At 73.2% G+C, this 18,146-nt stretch carries 15 protein-coding genes and 1 pseudogene; 8 read left to right on the top strand and 8 right to left on the bottom strand.

Annotated elements, in window-relative coordinates:
• The first annotated feature begins 53 nt into the window (after positions 1-53).
• The gene (locus ABD879_RS16235; protein WP_345022248.1) at positions 54-1,388 is read left to right on the top strand and encodes a UDP-glucose dehydrogenase family protein; all 1,335 of its coding nucleotides are present in this window, start codon (positions 54-56) and stop codon (positions 1,386-1,388) included.
• Between the two features lie 97 nt (positions 1,389-1,485).
• The gene (locus ABD879_RS16230; protein ID WP_345022247.1) at positions 1,486-1,902 is read left to right on the top strand and encodes a CoA-binding protein; all 417 of its coding nucleotides are present in this window, start codon (positions 1,486-1,488) and stop codon (positions 1,900-1,902) included.
• Here ABD879_RS16230 and purE read toward each other — a convergent pair.
• Both purE and ABD879_RS16220 read right to left on the bottom strand, forming a co-directional pair.
• Positions 1,899-2,396, bottom strand: a complete 498-nt coding sequence (purE, locus tag ABD879_RS16225) for a 5-(carboxyamino)imidazole ribonucleotide mutase (protein ID WP_345022246.1) — start codon at positions 2,394-2,396, stop codon at positions 1,899-1,901. The genes ABD879_RS16230 and purE overlap by 4 nt on opposite strands.
• Positions 2,393-3,574: a 5-(carboxyamino)imidazole ribonucleotide synthase gene (locus ABD879_RS16220; protein WP_345022245.1), complete on the bottom strand. Its 1,182-nt coding sequence runs from the start codon at positions 3,572-3,574 to the stop codon at positions 2,393-2,395. The genes purE and ABD879_RS16220 overlap by 4 nt, the downstream gene beginning before the upstream one ends.
• Positions 3,575-3,815: 241 nt before the next feature.
• Between ABD879_RS16220 and ABD879_RS16215 the strand changes: the two genes are divergently transcribed.
• Positions 3,816-4,508, top strand: a complete 693-nt coding sequence (locus ABD879_RS16215) for a GtrA family protein (protein WP_345022244.1) — start codon at positions 3,816-3,818, stop codon at positions 4,506-4,508.
• Here the strand turns inward: ABD879_RS16215 and ABD879_RS16210 are convergent.
• The 3 genes and pseudogenes from ABD879_RS16210 to glgX all read right to left on the bottom strand — a co-directional run bounded on the left by ABD879_RS16210 (position 4,492) and on the right by glgX (position 9,494).
• The gene (locus ABD879_RS16210) at positions 4,492-5,769 is read right to left on the bottom strand and encodes an ATP-binding protein (RefSeq protein ID WP_345022243.1); all 1,278 of its coding nucleotides are present in this window, start codon (positions 5,767-5,769) and stop codon (positions 4,492-4,494) included. The two genes, ABD879_RS16215 and ABD879_RS16210, sit on opposite strands and share 17 nt — an antisense overlap.
• A 311-nt stretch (positions 5,770-6,080) precedes the next feature.
• On the bottom strand, positions 6,081-6,752 hold the full coding sequence (locus ABD879_RS16205) for a response regulator transcription factor (RefSeq protein ID WP_019629095.1): 672 nt from the start codon (positions 6,750-6,752) through the stop codon (positions 6,081-6,083).
• Positions 6,753-7,372: 620 nt separating this feature from the next.
• Positions 7,373-9,494 (bottom strand): annotated as a pseudogene (gene glgX, locus ABD879_RS16200) (glycogen debranching protein GlgX).
• A 196-nt stretch (positions 9,495-9,690) separates the two neighbouring features.
• On the opposite strand from glgX, the gene ABD879_RS16195 reads away from it, so the two are divergent.
• Together ABD879_RS16195 and bfr are read left to right on the top strand one after the other, a co-directional pair.
• Complete coding sequence (locus tag ABD879_RS16195; protein ID WP_345022242.1) at positions 9,691-9,897, top strand: (2Fe-2S)-binding protein; 207 nt, start codon at positions 9,691-9,693, stop codon at positions 9,895-9,897.
• 94 nt (positions 9,898-9,991) lie between these two features.
• A complete protein-coding gene (gene bfr, locus ABD879_RS16190; RefSeq protein ID WP_345022241.1) occupies positions 9,992-10,489 on the top strand; it encodes a bacterioferritin in 498 nt (165 codons plus the stop codon).
• 95 nt (positions 10,490-10,584) lie between these two features.
• Here bfr and ABD879_RS16185 read toward each other — a convergent pair whose 3' ends face one another.
• Positions 10,585-11,658: an adenylate/guanylate cyclase domain-containing protein gene (locus ABD879_RS16185; protein ID WP_345022240.1), complete on the bottom strand. Its 1,074-nt coding sequence runs from the start codon at positions 11,656-11,658 to the stop codon at positions 10,585-10,587.
• Between the two features lie 178 nt (positions 11,659-11,836).
• Positions 11,837-12,712, bottom strand: coding sequence for a biotin--[acetyl-CoA-carboxylase] ligase (locus ABD879_RS16180; RefSeq protein WP_345022239.1), 876 nt, complete (start codon positions 12,710-12,712; stop codon positions 11,837-11,839).
• A gap of 61 nt (positions 12,713-12,773) precedes the next feature.
• Here ABD879_RS16180 and ABD879_RS16175 point away from each other — a divergent pair, with 61 nt between their 5' ends.
• Positions 12,774-13,556, top strand: coding sequence for an enoyl-CoA hydratase/isomerase family protein (locus ABD879_RS16175; protein ID WP_345022238.1), 783 nt, complete (start codon positions 12,774-12,776; stop codon positions 13,554-13,556).
• A 35-nt stretch (positions 13,557-13,591) separates the two neighbouring features.
• On the opposite strand, the gene ABD879_RS16170 is transcribed toward ABD879_RS16175, so the two are convergent.
• On the bottom strand, positions 13,592-16,180 hold the full coding sequence (locus ABD879_RS16170) for a phosphoenolpyruvate carboxylase (protein WP_345022273.1): 2,589 nt from the start codon (positions 16,178-16,180) through the stop codon (positions 13,592-13,594).
• 197 nt (positions 16,181-16,377) lie between these two features.
• On the opposite strand from ABD879_RS16170, the gene ABD879_RS16165 reads away from it, so the two are divergent.
• Complete coding sequence (locus tag ABD879_RS16165; RefSeq protein WP_345022237.1) at positions 16,378-17,970, top strand: acyl-CoA carboxylase subunit beta; 1,593 nt, start codon at positions 16,378-16,380, stop codon at positions 17,968-17,970.
• A 42-nt stretch (positions 17,971-18,012) separates the two neighbouring features.
• Positions 18,013-18,146: acyl-CoA carboxylase subunit epsilon (locus tag ABD879_RS16160; protein ID WP_345022272.1), on the top strand; the 134-nt coding region annotated here is incomplete at its 3' end.

The following is an 18,146-nucleotide window of genomic DNA, read 5'->3' as shown; positions in this document are numbered from 1 at the left end:
GGACCCGGGGCGAGGTCCCGGTCGGGACCGGCGACGGATCGAGAGGAGTTGTCTTGGCGCACCGCCTGACGGTGATCGGAACCGGCTATCTCGGTGCCACCCACGCCGCCTGCATGGCGGACCTGGGGTACGAGGTGGTCGGCCTGGACACCGACGCCGCGAAGGTCGATCGGCTCTCCGCGGGCGACCTGCCCTTCTACGAGCCCGGCCTGGAGCCGATCCTGCGCCGCAACCTGGCCGCCGGACGGCTGCGCTTCACCACCTCCTACGCCGAGGCGGCCGACTTCGGCGACGTGCACTTCGTGTGCGTGGGGACCCCCCAGAAGCACGGCGAGTACGCCGCCGACCTGAGCTACGTGGACGCGGCGATCGAGCAGCTGGCGCCGCGGCTGACCCGCCCCTGCCTGGTCGTCGGCAAGTCCACCGTCCCGGTGGGCACCGCCGCCCGGCTGGCGGCGCGGCTGGCCGAGCTGGCGCCCGCCGGCGGCGACGCCGCGCTGGCCTGGAACCCCGAGTTCCTGCGCGAGGGCTACGCCGTCGAGGACACCCTGCACCCGGACCGGATCGTCGCCGGGCTGCCGGAGGACCAGGGCGCGGCCGAACGGGCCGAGAAGGTGCTGCGCGAGCTGTACTCCTCCATGATCGGCGCGGGCACCCCGTTCATCACCGCCGACTACGCCACCGCCGAGCTGGTCAAGGTGGCCGCCAACGCCTTTCTGGCCACCAAGATCTCCTTCATCAACGCGATGGCCGAGGTGTGCGAGGCCGCGCACGCCGACGTCACCAAGCTGTCGCTCGCGCTGTCGTACGACGACCGCATCGGCGGCAAGTTCCTCGGCCCCGGCCTCGGCTTCGGCGGCGGCTGCCTGCCCAAGGACATCCGCGCCTTCATGGCCCGCGCCGGCGAGCTGGGCGTCGACCAGGCCCTGACGTTCCTGCGCGAGGTCGACCAGATCAACATCCGGCGCCGCATCCGCATGGTGGACCTCGCCCGCGAGCTGGTCGGCGGCGCGTTCACCGGGCGCACCGTGGGCGTGCTGGGCGCGGCCTTCAAACCCGGCTCCGACGACGTCCGCGACTCCCCCGCCCTCGACGTGGCCGCCACCATCCACGCCCAGGGCGGCACGGTCACCGTCTACGACCCGCAGGCCATGGACAACGCCCGCCGCGCCCACCCGGACCTGAGGTACGGCGCCTCGGCCCAGGACGCCGCCCGCGGCGCCCACGTCGTCCTGCTCCTGACCGAGTGGAAGGAGTTCCGCGAGATGGACCCCGCCGCCCTGGCCGACGTCGTCGCCGAACGCAACATCGTCGACGGCCGCAACGCCCTGGACCCCGAACGCTGGCGCACCGCCGGCTGGACCTACCGCGCCCTCGGCCGCCCCTGAGCGCCGCCCCTGAATCAGAACTCCCGGCGCTGTTCTCCTGGAAGGCGCTGTTCTCCTAGAAGGGAACGAACTTCTCGAAGGTGGTGTTGTGGGGCGTATGGGATTCGCTGATGTGGACGTGATCCGGCGGCTGCTCAACGAGTCGCGGACGTGGGCGTTCGTGGGGCTGGGCGACAACCCGGCGCGCGAGGTGTACACGCAGGCGCGGCTGCTGCAGCAGCGCGGCAAGAGGATCATCCCGGTGCATCCGTCCGGGGCGACGGTGCTGGGCGAGCGCGGGTACACCTCGCTGGCGGAGATCCCCCCGGAGGAGGGGCCGCTGGACGTGGTGGGCGTCTACCGGCGGGCCGAGCACGCGGGCGCGGCGGTGGACGAGGCCATCGCGGTGGGCGCCCGCGCGGTGTGGCTGCCGCTGGACGTGGTGGACGAGGCCGCGGCGCGGCGCGCCCAGGAGGCCGGGCTGGACGTGGTCATGGACCGCTGCCCGGCCGTGGAGTGGGCGCTGCGCCGCTAGCCGAGGCTCTCGCGCAGGCGGGCCCCCTTGGCCTTGGCCTGCTCGTACAGGGTCTGCTGGAAGTCGGCCATCTTGGCGCGCAGCGCCTCGTCGGAGGCGGCGAGGATGCGGACGGCCAGCAGGCCCGCGTTGCGGGCGGCGCCGACGGCGACGGTGGCGACCGGGACGCCCGCGGGCATCTGCACGATCGACAGCAGCGAGTCCATGCCGTCCAGGTGCTTGAGCGGCACGGGCACGCCGATCACCGGCAGCGGGGTGACCGCGGCGAGCATGCCGGGCAGGTGCGCCGCGCCGCCCGCCCCCGCGATGATCACGCGCAGGCCGCGGGACGCCGCGTCGGAACCGTAGGCGATCATGTCGTGCGGCATGCGGTGCGCGGAGACCACGTCGGCCTCGTAGGGCACGCCGAACTCGTCCAGGGCCTCGGCGGCGGCCTTCATCGTGGGCCAGTCCGAGTCGCTGCCCATCACCACGCCGACCACGGGGGCTGTCATGCGCCCTCCTTGAGGGCGGGGCCCCAGCGCAGGTAGTCGGCCGCGTGCCGGGCGCGCTCGCGGACCTCGTCGAGGTCGTCGCCGAGCGCGGTCACGTGGCCGATCTTGCGTCCGGGGCGGACCTGCTTGCCGTACATGTGCACCCGGACGCCCGGGTCGTGCGCCATGACGTGCACGTACCGGGAGTAGACGTCCGGGTCGTCGCCGCCGAGCACGTTGACCATGACCACGTGCGGGGCGGTGGCCTCGGTCGAGCCGAGCGGCAGGTCGAGGACGGCCCGCACGTGCTGCTCGAACTGCGAGGTGCGGGCGCCCTCGATCGTCCAGTGCCCGGAGTTGTGCGGCCGCATCGCCAGCTCGTTGACGACCAGGCCGGAGTCGGTCTGGAACAGCTCGACGGCCAGCAGGCCGGTGACGCCGAGGTGCTCGGCGATGTCCAGGGCCAGGCGCTGGGCCTCGGCGGCGGTGTCGTCGTCCAGGCCGGGCGCGGGCGAGATCACCTCGTGGCAGATGCCGTCGCGCTGGACGGTCTCCACGATCGGGTACGCGGCGCCCTGGCCGTAGGGGGACCGGGCGACCAGCGCCGCCAGCTCCCGCCGGAAGGCCACGTGCTCCTCGACGAGGAGATCGACGCCCTCGCCCAGCAGCCGGTCCACCAGCTCGGCCGCGTCGCGGTCGAGGGCGTCCAGCACCCAGACGCCCTTGCCGTCGTAGCCGCCCCGGGTCGCCTTGAGCACCAGCGGCAGGCCGTGCTCGCGGGCGAACGCCTCCAGGAACGCCGGCGGCGCGTCGGACGGGACGCGGGCGAACGCCGGGCACGGCACCCCGAAGGACGTCAGGCGCTCGCGCATGACCAGCTTGTCCTGGGCGTGCAGCAGGGCGCCCGAGCCGGGCCGGCAGGCCGTGCCCGCCTCTTCCAGGGCCCGGACGAGCTCCTGGGGGACGTGCTCGTGGTCCCACGTCAGCACGTCGCAGTCCTTGGCGAAGGCGCGCAGGTCGTCCAGGGAGCGCTCGTCGCCGATCCGGACGTCCGCGCTGACCTGCGCCGCCGACTCGCCGGGGTCGCGGGCGAGCACCCGCAGCGGCACGCCGAGCGAGATCGCCGCCTGGTGGGTCATACGGGCCAGCTGCCCGCCGCCCACCATGCCGACAACCGGCGTCTGAGCTGGATTCTTCACGTGGAGAAGGCTATCGGGACGCGGAAGGCGAACGAACGCGGCCGTCCCGGCGTCCCACGGTGTGTGATGTCTTTCGCCGGGGGCAGATATCGAGCCGGGTGCCGTGATCGTCCGAGTGCAACCGTCTCACGGGCACCATGCGTCTATTCTCGTTCTGGCCCCGGTATGAGCGCGGGGCCCCGGGCCCCGCGCCGGTGAGCCCGATCCCAGTGTCCGAGGTCCGGAAGGACGGTTCCCCTTCGTGAGCCTGGTCGCCAACCTCTACCGACGTTTCCGGCACGTCGTGCACGAGCTCGCGAAGTTCGGCAGCGTGGGCGCCGCGGCGTTCGTCATCACGTTCGCCGTGGGCAACGCCCTGCACACCGGCCTCGGCATGGGCCCGCTGTCGTCCAACGGCATCGCGACGGTCGTGGCGACCACGTTCGCGTACCTGGCCAACCGCTACTGGACGTTCCGGCACCGCGACCGCACCGGGCTGGGCCGCGAGTACGTGCTGTTCTTCGCATTGAACGGCGTCGGCCTGGTGATCACGCAGCTGGTCATCGGGTTCACCTACTACGTGCTGAGGCTGGACGGGGCGCTGGCCTACAACGGCGCGCTGGTCATCGGCACCGGGGTGGCGACGCTGTTCCGCTTCTGGTCGTACAAGAAGTGGGTGTTCCTGCCCGCGAGCGCGCCGCAGGTCGATCCGGCCTCGGGTCTGCCGGAGGCGGGCGCGGCCCCTGTCTCCGGCCATGCGGCCGCAGGTGCGGGCCCGGTCGGCGGGGCGCCCGTCAACGGCTCAGGCCACCCGGCCCATCACCCCGCGAACGGGAACGCGGTCAACGGGCACGGCGTCAACGGGCACGGCGTTAACGGGCACGCCAACGGGAACGCGGCCAACGGGCGGGCCGCCGACGCCGCGCGGCGGGCGGCCGTCAGACAGGGCCGCTGACGACCCGTTCCTCCGCCAGCCTGGCCTCCGACGCCTGCCGCAGGAACACCCCGAACACGGCCGGACGGGCCTGGATCAGCTCCAGCCGGCCGCCGTCCACCACCGCCAGCGACCGGGCCAGGTACAGGCCCAGGCCGGTGCCCTTGCCGCTGGTGACGCTGCGTTCGAAGATGCGGGCCTCCAGTTCGGGCGGGATGCCCGGGCCCTCGTCGCCGACCTCGACCACCACCGAGTTCGCCCCCGGTTTGGTGGTGATGGTGACGGTGCCGCAGCCGTGCACCAGGGAGTTGTCCAGCAGCGTGGCGATGATCTGGGACAGCCCCTCCGGGCTGGTCATGCCGACGAGTCCGGTGTGGCCGGTGATGCGGATGTCGCGGCCGGCCCGGCGGAAGATGGGGCGCCACTCCTCCACCTGCTGGGCGATGATGTCGTCGATCCGGGCGGGCACGGCCGCTCCGGTGCGGTCGTGCCGGGACCGCGCCAGCAGCTGCTCGACCACCGCGACCAGCCGTTCGGCCTGCGCGACGGCGGCCGCGCCCTCCTCGCGCACCACGTCGGGGTAGTCGGCGGCCTCGATCATCTCCTCCAGGCGCATGGACAGCGCGGTGAGCGGGGTGCGCAGCTGGTGGCTGGCGTCGGAGGCGAACTCCCGGCTGGCCGCCAGCAGGTCGGCGATCCGCACCGCGCTGCGGTCCAGGACCTCGGCGACGCGGTCGACCTCGGGGATGCCGTATCTGCGGCGGCGCGGCCGGGCGTTGCCGCTGCCCAGCCGGTCGGCGGTCTCGGCCAGGTCGATCAGCGGCAGGGTGAGCTTGCGGGCCTGGACCATGGCCAGCCCCACGGTGACGGCGACGCCGAGCGCGGCCAGGCCGCCGATCAGCGCCAGCTGGCGCAGCGCGGCGCCGCGCACCTCGCGGGCCTCCTGGGAGACCTGCACGTGCGTGCCGCCGGCGTCGGCCGAGGCGGTCAGCAGCCCCGCGTCGGTCGGCGGCCGCTCCCCCGCCGTCACCACCCGGTTGCCCGGCAGGGTGATGGTGATGAACCGCCCCGGATACTCCTGGGCGATCTTCTGCGATGTGATCGGCTGGCGGGATTCCAGGCTGAAGCCGACGCCGCCGAGGATGGACGCGGCCTCGCGCTCCAGCGACTGCTGGGCCTCCTCGTAGATCAGCTTGTGCGTGGCGTAGGCGAGGGGTATGCCGAGCAGCAGGATCGCGACGATCGCCACCGCGAGCGTCGACAGGAGCAGCCGGCGCCTCATCAGGGCTCCTTAGGGGACGAAGCCATGATCACGCGGTCCCTCCTCCGCATGGGCGATCGCAGGGCCGCCTCGCCGCGGGCGAGGGCAGCGCGCATCGCGGGCGCACCGGACCGGCGGCGCACGGGAGCGTCGTGCGGCACGGGGCCGGGCAAGACGACGTCGGGCGGCAAAGGGTCGGCCGGCGGCCGGGTACGGGCGGCCGTTCCCTCCGGCGCGGCCGCGCGTCCGGACACCGGCTGCGGGCCCGCCGGGCATGGTCCGACCGGCGGGCCCGGCGCGGACGACAGAACCGCATGCTCATGGCGGCCGGTCTAGTCGCCGCGTTCGAACCGGAAACCGACGCCCCGCACCGTGGTGATGTAGCGGGGGCTGCCGGCGTCGTCCCCCAGCTTGCGGCGCAGCCAGGAGATGTGCATGTCGAGCGTCTTGGTGGACCCCCACCAGTTCGTGTCCCATACCTCCCGCATGATCTGTTCGCGGGTCACCACCTTGCCCGCGTCGCGCACCAGCACGCGCAGCAGGTCGAACTCCTTGGTGGTGAGCTGGAGTTCCTGGTCGCCCATCCACGCGCGACGCGACTCGGCGTCGATCCGCACGCCCTGCACGATCGGTGTTTCGGTGCTGCCGCGGCGCAGCAGTGCGCGCACCCGCGCCAGCAGCTCGGCCAGCCGGAACGGCTTGGTGACGTAGTCGTCGGCGCCCGCGTCCAGCCCGACGACGGTGTCCACCTCGTCGGCGCGGGCGGTGAGGATCAGGATGGGCACGCCGTGGCCCTCGGCGCGGACGCGGCGCGCCACCTCCAGGCCGTCGAGCTCGGGCAGGCCGAGATCGAGCACGATGAGGTCCACGCCTCCCCCGAGCGCCCGCTCCAGCGCCTGCGGACCGTCCGGGCTGACTTCCACGGTGTACCCCTCGCGCCGCAGCGCGCGGGCCAGGGGCTCGGAGATGGACGTGTCGTCCTCGGCGAGCAGTACTGAGGTCATGAGTCGATCGTATGACCATTCATGAACGTTTCCCGGCACCCGCCGCGCTCTTGACCTGCGGTTTGCCACACGTAGTACATCCTCGAACACGGATGAAGCGCGACCAACCCGGAGGTATCCCGACGTAACGACCGGTGACGAGAGTGTCACCGGCCGCTTCCGTCGCTCGGAGTCGCACACGGTCGCATCCGGGGCGGCCGACGCGAGGCGGTCGGGATGAGAGTGACGCATGGGGCATATGGGCGCGCGGCGAGACCGTCGCACCGATGGCCCGCCCGGGACACCAGACCGCCGCCGCACGGATCCCGGCGGGCGTTTAGCCCCATCTGCCGCATATTCCCAGGTCGGCGGGCGGTCGAGGCGCCGGCGCGCGGCCCTCGCGTCGCCGCGGTGCCCGCCGGAGGCCGCTGAGAGCGTCGTAGCCGCACGGAAAGGCCGCGGCACGTCTGCGGGTTGCACCGATGCCGCGCGCGGGCCCGTACAAGGCGCTGAAGCGTTCGGAACGGTCGCAGCCGGAAATGATCATCGGGCGTCGACCCGCGTCGCGCGGCGTGCCGCCCGCGGGGTCCGCCGATCGCCGAGGGCGGCCCGTGCGCCCCCTCCGCCAGAACATGCCCGCGTCAGACCCGGCGGAGCACCTGGACCGACCGGGCCTCCACCGTCACGCGCTCGCCGGCCTTCATCACGGGGGCATCCTCCTCCGCCAGCATGGGGTCGGCCGTGCCCAGCACCTTGGCCCACCCCTCTCCGTAGCGCACGGGCGGAACCCGGAACGCCGCGTCGCCGGCGTGCGCGTTGAACAGCGGCAGGAACGAGTCGTCCGCGATCCGCCGGCCGCGCCGGACGGGCTCGCTGACGGTCGCGCCGTTCAGGATGGTCTGCAGCGACGCGGTGTCGCCGGCGTGCCAGTCCCTGCCGGTCATCTCGCGTCCGCCCGGGGTGGACCACACCAGGTCGGGCAGGTCGCCGCGCGGCGCGCCGTGCTCCCGCGCCGCCGAGGCGGCGCGGCCGTCGGGGAGGCGGAGCCGCCGGAACACCGGGTGGCGCGCCCGCAGCGCCGACAGCCGCCGGACGAAGTCCAGCAGCGGGAACTGGTCGAGCAGCGCCTCCCAGTCGACCCAGGTCAGCTCGTTGTCCTGGCAGTAGGCGTGGTTGTTGCCGTGCTGGGGGCGGCCCAGCTCGTCGCCGTGCGACAGCATCGGCACGCCCTGCGACAGGAAGAGCATGGCGAGCAGGTTGCGCTTCTGGCGTTCGCGCAGGGAGAGGACCCCCAGGTCGCCGTTGGGTCCCTCCTCGCCGCAGTTCAACGAGCGGTTGTCGTCGGTGCCGTCCCGGCCCGCCTCGCCGTTGGCGGCGTTGTGCTTTCGGTCGTAGGAGACCAGGTCGTGCAGCGTGAAGCCGTCGTGGCAGGTGACGAAGTTGACGGAGGCGAAGGGCCTGCGGCCGTCGTCGGAGTACAGGTCGCCGGAGCCGGCCAGGCGGGCGGCGAACTCGGTCGGGCCGCCGGGCCGCCCCCGCCAGAAGTCGCACATGGTGTCGCGGTACTTGCCGTTCCACTCGGTCCACAGCGGGGGGAAGTCGCCGACCTGGTAGCCGCCCTCGCCCACGTCCCACGGCTCGGCGATCAGCTTGACCTGGGAGACCACCGGGTCCTGCCGCACGAGGTCCAGGAACGCCGCCAGCCGGTCCGCCTCTGCAGCTCGCGGGCCAGCGCCGGGGCCCGGGCGAAGCGGAACCCGTCGACGTGCATCTCCGTCACCCAGTACCGCAGCGAGTCCATGATCAGTCGGCGCACGTGGGGGCTGCGCATCCGCAGGGCGTTCCCGGCGCCGGTGTCGGCGTAGTACCGGGGGTCGCCGTCCGCCAGGCGGTAGTAGGAGGCGTTGTCGATGCCGCGGAACGACAGCGTCGGCCCCAGGTGGTCGCTCGGCGGTGTGGTCGAGGATGACCTCGATGCCCGCCTCGTGCAGCGCCCGCACCATCGCCTTGAACTCCAGCACCTGCTCGCCGCGCTCCCCCTCGGAGGAGTACTCGTTGTGCGGGGCGAAGAACCCGATGGCGTTGTAGCCCCAGTAGTCGCGCAGCCCCCGCTTGAGCAGGCGCCGGTCGTGCACGAACTGGTGGACGGGCAGCAGCTCCACCGCGTTCACGCCGAGATCGGTGAGGTGCTCGATGATCGCGGGGTGGCCGAGCCCGGCGTAGGTGCCGCGCAGCTCGGCGGGGACGCCGGGGTGGCGCGCGGTCAGGCCCTTGACGTGCGCCTCGTAGATGACCATGTCGTGGTACGGGATGCGCGGCGGGCGGTCGTCGCCCCATTCGAAGTACGGGCTGACGACCACCGAGCGCATCATGCACGGGGCGGAGTCCAGGTCGTTGCGTGACCAGGGGTCGCCGGAGCGGTGGCCGAACAGCGCCTCCCCTCATCCCACTCGACGGTGCCCTCCACTGCCTGCGCGTAGGGGTCGAGCAGCAGCTTGCGGGGGTTGCAGCGGTGGCCGCGCTCGGGTTCGTACGGCCCGTGCACCCGGAATCCGTACCGCTGCCCGGCATGACACCCGGCAGGTATTCACGCCAGACGGACGCGTCGCCCTGCGGCAGCTCCCAGCGGATCTCCTCGCCGTCATCGTCGAACAGGCACAGCTCCACCCGTTCGGCCGCGCCGGAGAACACCGCGAAGTCGGTTCCTACACCGTCGAAGTGGGCGCCGAGCGGGTACCCGTCGCCCGGCCACAGGCTGTCCACTGCCCCCGCCCTCCCGTGGTCGCCGTCGGGATGCTTCCCGCTGGAGCCCGGGTCATACCGCCCGGGAGGCCCTCTGGTCAGACCGGACAATTTCGACTACCTTAGGGTTGCCTTACCTTAATGAGGGCAGCCTTACCGCAGGCGCCACCCGGTGCCGCGCGGGTCGGAGAGGTCAGCGAGGAAGGTCCCCTGCCGCATGTACGTCTGCATCTGCCACGCCGTCACCGAAGACGACGTCCGCGGCTGCCTGGCGCAGGGGGCCTGCACGGCACGCGAGGTCCGCGCCGCCTGCGGCATGAAGCCCGGCTGCGGCGCGTGCACCAAGCGGCTCTACGGCCTCATCCGCCAGCACGGCGCCCAGGCCGACGAGGAGAGGAGGACCGCCCGGCCGACCGCCGCCTGAGCGAGCCCGCCGCGCCACCCTGTACGGCTTCGGACGCGCCGTACGGGGACTTAGTGTTGTCTAAGAACAGGCAGGCCATGGAAGCATGGTCTGCATGGAAGGCGACAAGGACATCATCAACCTGCTCAACGAGCAGCTCACCGCGGAGCTCACCGCCATCAACCAGTACTTCCTGCACGCCAAGATGCAGGAGAACTGGGGCTATACCCGGCTCGCCCGGCACACCCGGTACGAGTCGATCGACGAGATGCGGCACGCCGAGCGGCTGACCGACCGCATCCTGTTCCTGGAGGGCCTGCCCAACTACCAGAAGCTCAACACCCTGCGCATCGGCCAGACGGTCGTCGAGCAGCTGCGCGCCGACCTGCAGATCGAGCTGGAGGCCGTGGCGCGGCTGCGGCCCGGCATCGAGCTGATGCGCTCGCGCGGCGATGTGACCTCCGCCCGGATCTTCGAGGAGATCCTCGCCGACGAGGAGGAGCACATCGACTACCTGGAGACCGAACTGGCCCTCGTCGAGTCGCTCGGCGAGCAGAACTACCTGCTGCGGCTGACCGACGCGCCCGGCGAGGACACGCCCAGCCCGAACTGACCGCCCCCTACCAGGCCGCCCAGGGGACCGTCTCGGCACCGTCCCCGGGCGCCCCGCCCCGTGGCACCCCCCTTGCGGCTTGTGCCGCGTCGCGGTCAGGTGTGCGGCCCGGAGGGACGGGAGCCGTTGGCGGACATGCGGCGCAGCACGTAGGGCTGGATGATGCCCAGGCCGCGGACCGGACGCCGGACGATCCGGGTGGTCTGGAAGGCCGGCACGTCCCGCAGCTCCGCCGCCAGCTCGGCGTCGATCACCACGGTGCCGGGTCGGGCCAGCGAGGTCAGCCGGGCGGCGCGGTTGACGGTGGTGCCGAACACGTCGCCCATCAGCGGCAGCACCGGCCCGAAGGCCACCCCCACCCGCACGTCCGGCACCTCGGTCTCGTCCTTGACGGCGGCGGCGATGCTGAGCGCGATCTCGGCCCCGACGGCCGGGTCCTCGGCGCAGAACAGCACCTCGTCGCCCAGCGTCTTGACCAGCCGCCCCCCGCAGGAGGCGACGATGTCGGAGGCGGTCTCCTCGAACCGCTCGACCACCCGGGCCAGCTCCAGCTCCTCCAGCTCCCGGCTGACCTGGGTGAAGGACACCATGTCGGCGAAGCCGACGGTGATGGGGCTGCGGGCGGCGGGCGCGTCCGGGTCGGACTCGCGGCCGTCGCGGGTGGCGGCCGAGGCCAGCGCCCGGGTCCCGGCGGCGGCCAGCTGCCGCCGCCAGGCGTGCACGACCAGCGGCTCGAAGTCGTCGAGGTACTTGTCGGCGATCTCGACGATCGACCGGATCGCCTCGGCCGACGGCGCCTCGCCGGGGTCGGCCCCCCGCAGCATGCTGGTCAGCAGGTTGATCTGCCATTCGGCCAGCCGCGCCATGGTCTGCCCGAAGGCGCGCACCATGCGCACGACCGAGTCCTCGTCCAGCACCCCCTCGTCCATCAGCCGCCGCAGCCTGGTCAGCGCGGCGACGTCGCCCTCGGTGTAGGCCACGGCCTCGTCCGGCATCGAGGGGTAGCCGAAGGCCTTCCACACCCGCCCGGAGAACTCGCGGGTGACGCCGGACAGCCGCACGGCGTCGACGCGGGTGTAGCGCAGCCGCCCGCCGAGCAGGAGCTCTTCGACCTCCTTGGGGTCGGGCAGCCCGGGGTCGGGCGGCTCATCCGGCAACCCAGCAGACATCTCCCTAGCCCTCCGCCTGCCGGCGACGTCGCAGGACGTCAGCGGCGGTCCGTGGTGCGCTTACGGTACGCCTCCTCCGCGCAATATCGTGGCAGACCGGTTCCGGGAAGGGGCCATCGGTCCGGCAAAGACCTGGCTTGTCCGCTTCATTGCCATTCCTGGGAAGTCGGGGGAAATGTCACCGAACGTGGACCACATCCCCGGCGCTGACCACCCGGTCCCCGCCGTCGGCGGCGACCACCAGGCACCCGGCCGCGTCCACGTCCCGGACGGTCCCGGTCAGCACCTCCTCGCCCGGCAGCATGACCCGGACCGGCCGCCCCAGCGTGGCGCACAGCCGCTTGTAGGCGGTGCGCAGGCCGCTGCGCTCGGGGTCGCCGTCCAGCGCGTGCCAGTCGCGGTACCAGCCCTCGAACTCGCGCAGGACCGCGCGCAGCAGCGGCGCCCGGTCGCGGAACGGGGCCCCCTCGATCAGCAGCGACGTCGCGGTGGGCACCGGCAGCTCGTCCTCGCGCAGGCCGACGTTCAGCCCGACGCCGACGATCAGCGCGTCGTCCACCTTCTCCACCAGGATCCCGGCCAGCTTGCGCTCCCCGACCAGCAGGTCGTTGGGCCACTTGAGGCGCACGTCCACCGGCTGCTCGGCGGCCGCGTCCGACTCGCCGCCGTCGATCCGCTGCCCGGCGGGGGGCGTCCAGGCGGTCATGTGCCGCACCGCCGTCGCCACCGCCACCCCCGTCAGCAGCGGCACCCAGCCCAGCCGCGCCGCCCCGACCCGCGGACGCAGCAGCAGCGAGAACATCAGCCCCGAACGCGGCGGCGCCGACCACGGCCGGCCCAGCCTGCCGCGCCCGGCCGTCTGCATCTCGGTGACCAGGACGGTGCCCTCCGGCGCGCCCTCCCGCGCCCGCGCGGCCAGATCGGCGTTGGTGGACCCGGTCTCGGGGACGACCCGCACGCCCGTCCACAGCGCGCCCGGCCGCACCAGCAGCCGGCGCAGCGCCGCCTCGTGCAGCGGCGGCCTGCCGAGGTCGCTGTACGGTGACTCGCTCACCACTCCATCCAACCGCAACCCCGCGATCGCCAGGAGGGGGCGGGGATCTTAGAGTGCTCGCGTGGACGGAGTGACGTTGCGGCGGGACGAGACGAACCCGCACGTGGCCGAGATCATGCTCGACCGGCCGGAGGCCCTGAACGCCATCTCCACGGCGCTGGCGCGGCGCCTGGCCCAGGTGTGCGCCGAGGTGGCGGCCGACTCGTCGGTGCGCGCGGTGGTGCTGAGCGCCGCCGGGGAGAAGGCGTTCTGCGTGGGCGCCGACCTCAAGGAGCGCAACGGCATGACCGACGACCAGCTGCTGGCGCAGCGGCCGGTGCTGCGCGCGGCGTTCCGCGGCGTGCTCGACATGCCGCAGCCCGTGGTGGCGGCCGTGCACGGGTACGCGCTCGGCGGCGGCTGCGAGTTCGTCCTGTCGTGCGACCTGATCGTGGCCGACGAGACCGCGGTGTTCGGGCTGCCCGAGGTGACCGTCGGACTGGTCCCCGGGGGCGGCGGCACCCAGCTGGCGGTGCGCCGCCTGGGGGCGGGACGCGCCGCCGACCTGGTGCTGACCGGACGCCGCCTGGGCATCGACGAGGCCGAAGCCTACGGCCTGGTGGACCGGCGCGTCCCGGCGGGCTCGGCCCGGCAGGAGGCGCTGGCGATCGCCGCGACGATCGCGGCGAACTCCCCGACGGCGGTGCGGGCGGCCAAGCGCGCCATGCGGCTCGGCAGCGGCGTCGGCCTGGAGGCCGGGCTGGACATCGAGGAGAACGCCTGGCGGTCGGTGGCCTTCTCCCCCGACCGCCGTGAGGGCATCGCCGCGTTCAACGAAAAGCGCAAGCCGAACTGGCCCAGCTGACCCCCGGGGGGCGTCGCCCCCGGGGGCCTTCGGCCTCAGCCGGTGTTCTGCAGGCCCGCGGCCACGCCGTTGACCGACAGCAGCAGCAGTTCCTCCAGGCGGGCGCGCTCGGCGTCGTCCTCGACGCCGTCGCGCAACGCCTTGAGGGCGCGCAGCTGCAGGTGGGACAGCGCGTCCACGTACGGGTTGCGCAGCTCGACCGCGCGCGACAGCACCCGCCGGTTCGCCAGCAGCCGCTCGTGCTCGGTGACCGCCAGCACCAGCGACCGGGTCCGGTCGTATTCGGCCAGCACCGTCTCGGTCAGGTCGGGCCGGCCGCCCAGCGCCAGATACCGCTCGGCGATGGCGCGGTCGGTCTTGGCCAGGCTCATCTCGGCGTTGTCGATGAGCGAGGCGAACAGCGGCCAGGACCGGTACGCCTCCCGCAGCTCGTCCAGGTGCCGCCCGTTGTCGGACACGGCCGCCAGCCCGCTGCCCAGGCCGTACCAGCCGGGCAGGTTGACGCGGGTCTGCGTCCAGGCGAACACCCACGGGATGGCCCGCAGGTCCTCCAGGCCCCGGGCCGCCTTGCGGCGCGCCGGACGCGACCCGATGCGCAGCTCGGCGATCTCCTCCAGCGGGCTGACCCGGCCGAACCACACGGCGAACCCGTCGGTCTCGATCAGCCCCCGGAACGCCGCGCGCGCCGCGTCGCTGATCTTGTCGGCCAGCGGGCGGAACCGGGCGGCGGCGGCGCGGGCGCGCTCCTGCACCGCGTCGGTGGACGCCAGCAGCACCGCGTTGGTGACCTGCTCGATGTGCCGGCGGGCGATCTGCGGATGCCCGTACCGGGCGAAGATGACCTCGCCCTGCTCGGTGACCTTGAAGCCGCCGGCGACCGATCCGGGCGCCTGCGCCAGGATCGCGCGTCCGGCCGGGCCGCCGCCGCGGCCCAGCGACCCGCCGCGGCCGTGGAACAGCGTCAGCCGCACGTCGTTGCGGGCCGCCCACGCCACCAGGGCCTCCTGCGCGTCGTACAGCCGCAGCGTGGCGGTGGTGGGGCCGAGCTGCTTGGCCGAGTCGGAGTAGCCGAGCATCACCTCCAGGCGGCGGCCGGTCTGCTCCAGCCGGGCCCGCACGGCGGGGATCTGCAGCATCCCGTCCAGCACGGCCGGGGCGCGCTCCAGGTCCTCGCCGGTCTCGAACAGCGGGATGACGTCCAGCACCGGCGGGGTGTCCAGGGACGCGGCCAGCTCGTGCACGGCGGAGATGTCGGCGGCCGAACGGGTGAACGACACGATGTAGCGGTGGCAGGCCCGGACCCCGAAGCGGCTCTGGATCCACGCCACGACCCGCAGCGTGTCGAGCACCTCCTCGGTCATCTCGCTCAGCGGGCCGCCCGCACGGACCTCGGCCAGCGCCCGCTCGTGCACCTCCGAGTGCTGGCGGATCTCCAGCTCGGCAAGGTGGAAGCCGAACGTCTCGACCTGCCACACCAGGTCCTGGACGCGGCCGTAGGCCTGGCGCACCGCGCCCGCCGCGGCCAGCGAGTCCTGCACGACGCGCAGGTCGTCCAGCAGCTCCTCGGGCGAGCCGTAGGCCAGGTCGGCGTCCCGTTCGCGGGTGGCGGCCAGGCGTTCGGCCGCGTACAGCAGCAGCTGCCGGTGCGGCTCGTCCGGCGACCGCTTGGCGATCTCGGCGAACCGGCCGGGGTGGGCGGTGCGCGCGGCGGCCAGCCGGTCGCGCAGCGCCGCCGACGGCGGGGTGGTGGAGGCGTGGACGGTCAGCTCGCGGCCGATCCGGGCGCAGGTGTTCTCCAGCGCGCGCAGCACGTGCTCGGACTGGATCGCGATCGCGTCCCGGGTGACCCGCGCCGTCACGTACGGGTTGCCGTCGCGGTCGCCGCCGATCCAGCTGCCGAAGCGCAGGTAGGGGCGGGCCAGCGGGGGCCGGGCGCCGGTCGCGGGGTCGAGCGCGGCGTCCAGCGTGCGGTACACGCGCGGCACCACCCGGTAGATCGTCTCGTCGAACGCGGCCATCGCGGTGCGGACCTCGTCCAGCGGGTCCATCTGGGTGCGGCGGCGCAGCGCGGTGCGCCACAGCAGATCGACCTCCTCGCGCAGCCGCCGCTCCAGGTCGGCGCGGTCGCCCGCGCCCGGTTCGGCGTTCAGCGCCGTCAGCAGGTCGCTGATGCGCTGGATCGCGGTGACCACGGCGCGGCGGCGCGCCTCGGTCGGGTGGGCGGTGAAGACCGGCCGGAACTCAAGGTCGTCCAGCACGGCCGGCCGCCGGCCGTCCGGGCCGCCGGCGATCTCCTCGACCGCCGCGGCGATCGAGCCGGGCACCGGGGCGTCCCCGCCGGTGTCGCGCTCGCGCAGGGTGCGGATGCGATGGTGCTCCTCGGCCAGATTGGTCAGGTGGAAGTAGACGGTGAACGCGCGGGCGACCTGCTCGGCCCGTTCCAGGGACCAGCCGTCGACCAGCGCGGCCACCTCGTCGATGCCGACCTCGCCGCGGCGCGCGCCGATCACCGCGTGCCGCAGCCGCTCGACGTCGTCCAGCAGCTCCCGGCCGCCGTACTCGACCAGGCTGTCGCCCAGCATCGAGCCGAGCAGCCGCACGTCCCGGCGCAGCGGCTCGGGCATGTCCTGACGGAGGGTGTCCCGCGTGTTCGTAGCCACGTCGCCCAGCGTAATGAGCGGGCCGCGGCCCGCTCGTCACCAGGGCGTTCGTTACCAGTGCGGACAGGGCGGACGGCCGCGCGGGCCGGCGCGGCGGCGGCGCGCGGCGGGCGGGCGCCCCGCCCGAATCCGGGATCCGGCGGCCGGTTAGTCTGACCCGCATGGCGATGGAAGCTCCGGAACCAGCGGTCGACATCGACATCCACACGACCGCCGGGAAGATCGCGGACCTGGAACGCCGCCGTTACGAGGCGGTGCACGCGGGGTCGCAGCGTGCGGTCGAGAAGCAGCACGCCAAGGGCAAGATGACCGCGCGCGAGCGGATCGACGCGCTGCTGGACCCGGGCTCGTTCGTGGAGTTCGACGAGCTGGCCCGGCACCGCTCCACCAACTTCGGGATGGAGAAGAGCCGCCCCTACGGCGACGGCGTGGTCACCGGCTACGGCACCATCGACGGCCGGCACGTGGCGGTCTTCAGCCAGGACTTCACCGTCGCGGGCGGCTCCCTGGGCGAGGTGTTCGGCGAGAAGATCACCAAGGTGATGGACCACGCGCTGAAGACCGGCTGCCCGGTGATCGGCATCAACGACTCCGGCGGGGCGCGCATCCAGGAGGGCGTGGTCGCGCTCGGCCTGTACGCCGAGATCTTCAAGCGCAACGTGCACGCCTCCGGGGTGATCCCGCAGATCTCGCTGGTCATGGGGCCGTGCGCGGGCGGCGCGGTGTACTCCCCGGCGATCACCGACTTCATCGTCATGGTCGACAAGACCTCGCACATGTTCATCACCGGGCCGGACGTCATCAAGACGGTCACCGGCGAGGAGGTGACGTTCGAGGAGCTCGGCGGCGCGCACACGCACAACACCCGTTCGGGCGTGGCGCACTACCAGGCGTCCGACGAGGAGGACGCCTTCGAGTACGTCAAGGCGCTGCTGTCGTACCTGCCGTCCAACAACCTGTCGGACCCGCCGGTGTTCGAGGCGCCGGACGACGCCGACGAGACCGACCCCGAGCTGGACACGCTGATCCCCGACTCGCCCAACCAGCCCTACGACATGCACACCGTCATCGAGCACGTGCTCGACGACGGCGACTTCCTGGAGGTGCACGCCCAGTTCGCGCCCAACATCATCGTCGGGTTCGGGCGCGTGGAGGGCCGCGCGGTGGGCGTGGTGGCCAACCAGCCGATGCAGTTCGCCGGGACGCTGGACATCCACGCCTCGGAGAAGGCGGCCCGGTTCGTGCGCACCTGCGACGCGTTCAACGTGCCGGTGCTGACGTTCGTGGACGTGCCCGGCTTCCTGCCCGGCACCGACCAGGAGTGGAACGGCATCATCCGGCGCGGCGCCAAGCTGCTGTACGCCTACGCCGAGGCCACCGTCCCGCTGGTCACCGTGATCACCCGCAAGGCGTACGGCGGCGCCTACGACGTCATGGGCTCCAAGCACCTGGGCGCCGACATCAACCTGGCCTGGCCGACCGCGCAGATCGCGGTGATGGGCGCGCAGGGCGCGGTGAACATCCTGTACCGGCGCGAGCTGGCCGCCGCCGAGGACCCGGAGGCGCGCCGCGCCGAGCTGATCACCGAGTACGAGGACACGCTGGCCAACCCCTACATCGCCGCCGAGCGCGGCTATGTGGACGCGGTGATCAAGCCGTCCGAGACCCGGCCGTACGTGATCAAGGCGCTGCGGGCGCTGCGCGACAAGCGCCGGACGCTGCCGCCGAAGAAGCACGGCAACATCCCGCTGTGATCTCATTGGGCTGAGGGGGTCCTTCGGAGAAAGGTGCGGCCGATGGCCGAGAACAAGCCGTTCCTTCAGGTGGTGCGGGGGGACGCGGCGCCCGAGGAGGTCGCGGCGCTAGTCGCCGTGCTCACCGCGCGGGCCCGCGCCGCGGCCGCGGCGGCGGCGGCGCGGCGGCCGCGGGG

The sequence above is a fragment of the Actinomadura keratinilytica genome, from assembly GCF_039539665.1.
Taxonomy (GTDB): Bacteria; Actinomycetota; Actinomycetes; order Streptosporangiales; family Streptosporangiaceae; genus Spirillospora; species Spirillospora keratinilytica.
Note: the sequence above shows the minus strand (reverse complement) of the source record. Positions and strands in the feature narration are given on the sequence as shown.